Source organism: Streptomyces sp. NPDC055140 (assembly GCF_053607285.1).
Window position 1 is genome coordinate 1 of the sequence record NZ_JBSGTG010000152.1, and the last position, 2,124, is coordinate 2,124.

At 69.4% G+C, this 2,124-nt stretch carries 3 protein-coding genes; all 3 read right to left on the reverse strand.

The features are described 5' to 3' along the window. Positions 1–70: 70 nt before the first annotated feature. The gene (locus ACWFR4_RS48480) at positions 71–469 is read right to left on the reverse strand and encodes a hypothetical protein (protein WP_453658347.1); all 399 of its coding nucleotides are present in this window, start codon (positions 467–469) and stop codon (positions 71–73) included. Further along, on the reverse strand, positions 466–750 hold the full coding sequence (locus tag ACWFR4_RS48485; protein WP_453658349.1) for a hypothetical protein: 285 nt from the start codon (positions 748–750) through the stop codon (positions 466–468). Before ACWFR4_RS48485 ends, ACWFR4_RS48480 begins: the two co-directional genes overlap by 4 nt. A gap of 400 nt (positions 751–1,150) precedes the next feature. Then, positions 1,151–2,124, reverse strand: a 974-nt coding sequence (locus ACWFR4_RS48490; protein ID WP_453658351.1) for a GAF domain-containing SpoIIE family protein phosphatase, incomplete at its 5' end; no start/stop codon positions are given.

Here is a 2,124-nt window from a genome sequence, read left to right on the forward strand (position 1 = left end):
AGATACGCCAGCGCGGGTCGCTCCTCCGCTCGATTATGAGACGCCACGACGACACCACTGGGCTCTACGGTCAGTGGAAGCCGAGCATGCCAGGCGAGTTGATGTCGACGGTGACGACGCCGGGCGGATATCGGTGCTCGTCCTCGGTGAGCAGGATCGACATGCCGGTGAACTCCGCGCGGGGCAGGGCACAGTACAGGGCGTGGCAGGTGTCAGGGCCGCCGTAGCCGTCGCGGATCATCGTTCCGACGGTGGCGGCGGCCGTGGTGTCGAGCGGGTCGACGACGACGGAGGAGAACGCCAGTACTCGGCGGTGCAGGTGTTCCTCGTCGGCTTCGGCCTGCATCAGGCTCAGGGCTGGGATGCGGAGCTGGTCGCCTGGAGTGGCGGCCATGTTGCCGGCGAGCAGGTTCAGCGCCTTGTGCCCGGTTGCGAGGGCCTTGACGGCGCCGGTGTCGAGGATGATCACGCGGCGGTGTCCCGGGTGGTTCGGGCCTTCTCGGCGGCAATCTTGTAGATGTTGCCGAGGACATCGGGGGCCTGGTCGAACTCCTCGTCACTCAGGTCGATCCCGATCTGGCGCCGTACGACCTCGCGGTCCGCGGCCAGCCTCTCGGCGCGCTGCGCCGCGGTCGGCTGCTCGGCTGCGAGCGCCTCGACCAGCTGCCCCAGGCTCAGGCCCCGCTCCTGGGCGAGCTCGGCCAGATGATCACGGACTTCGCGCGGCACCTGAATCGTTGTCGTTGCCATAGGGTAACTATAGACCAGCTACGGCCGGAGCGCGTCGGGGCTGGAGCCTCACAACCGGTGCCGCTTCGAGTGAGTTCCTCAAGTCAGTCGTGGAGGTCGCGCTCAGCGGGCGGGACGCGGGCGCCGACAAGCGCGCGGTGTGCCGGCCTCCACCCGGCCTCCAGTCATCCTGCGGTGCCGTAGATCCTTCCCGCACCCAGTCGAGTAGGTCGAACTCGTAACGGCCGAGGGGTTGGCCGCTTGACCCTCGGCCTGCAGTTGTCCCTGGACATCGACTGGGGGAGCGGCCCGGCCGGCCGCCGACCGGCAAGCAAAGGATCAGCCTCACCGCGAAACATCAACCTGCCGGGCGCGCTGGTGCCGTGTATCGGCGGAAGGCGGCGTGGTGGGGCGGCTCGGATCATTCACCGGTCGGTTGTGGGTTGAGCAGGAGCAGGGCGATGTCGTCGGTGCGGGGGTCGGTAAACCGGGCCCGGTGGACAACTGTGTCGGCGAGGGTCTCAAGGGGGTGCTGTGGGGCGCGCGCGATGTGGTCGGCGAGGTCGGCGGCGGCGTCATCGAGGTCGATGCCGGGCGATTCGATGAGTCCATCGGTGTACAGGGCCAGTACGGCGCCGGCGGGAAGGGAGATTTCGGTGGCCGGGTAGTCGGCCTGCGGGTCGATGCCGAGGAGGAGCCCGGGAGGCACGTGGAGCACTTCGGCGCGTCCGTCGGGTCGCCGGACCAGTGCGGGGGGATGTCCGGCGGTGGCCAGCCGTGCCCGGTGGTGTGCCAGGTCGAGTTGGGCGTAGAGGCAGCTGGTGAAAAGGCCGGGGTCGAGGTCGGTGAGCAGGCGGTTCGTGCGGGCGAGGACCTCACTGGGCGATGCGCCGACGGCAGCGTGTGCGTGCACGGCGGTGCGGACTTGTCCCATCAGGGCGGCGGCGGTGACGTCGTGCCCCTGGACGTCACCGATGACAGCGGCGGCCGTGTGGTCGTCGAGGCGGATGAGGTCGTAGAAATCGCCGCCGATGTCCAGGCCGAGGGTGGCGGGGAGGTAGCGGGCAGCCACCTCCAAGCCGGGGATCCGGGGCAGCGCGTGTGGGAGCAGTGCGGCCTGCAGGCCGGAGGCGATCTGATGCTTGGCGTCGTACAGGCGCGCGCGGTCCAGGGCTTGGGCGATCAACCCGGCGACCGAGGTCAGGGCGGCGCGTTCGTCGGGTGGGAAGGGGTGGGGCTGGTCGTAGGAAATCATGCAGCAGCCGACGGGGCGGCCCGAGGCAATCAACGGCAGGAAGGCGAAGGCCGCCTTCGTGCACTGCCCTGGGAGACCGGGGTCGGCCTGTTCCAGTTCCTCGCGAGAGGCGAAGAAGCTGGGAATGCCCGTGGTCAGGG

Coding starts and splice junctions, on each gene's coding strand:
- ACWFR4_RS48485 (WP_453658349.1), bottom strand. CDS start 750: ATGGCAACGACAACGATTCAGGTGCCGCGCGAAGTCCGTGATCATCTG.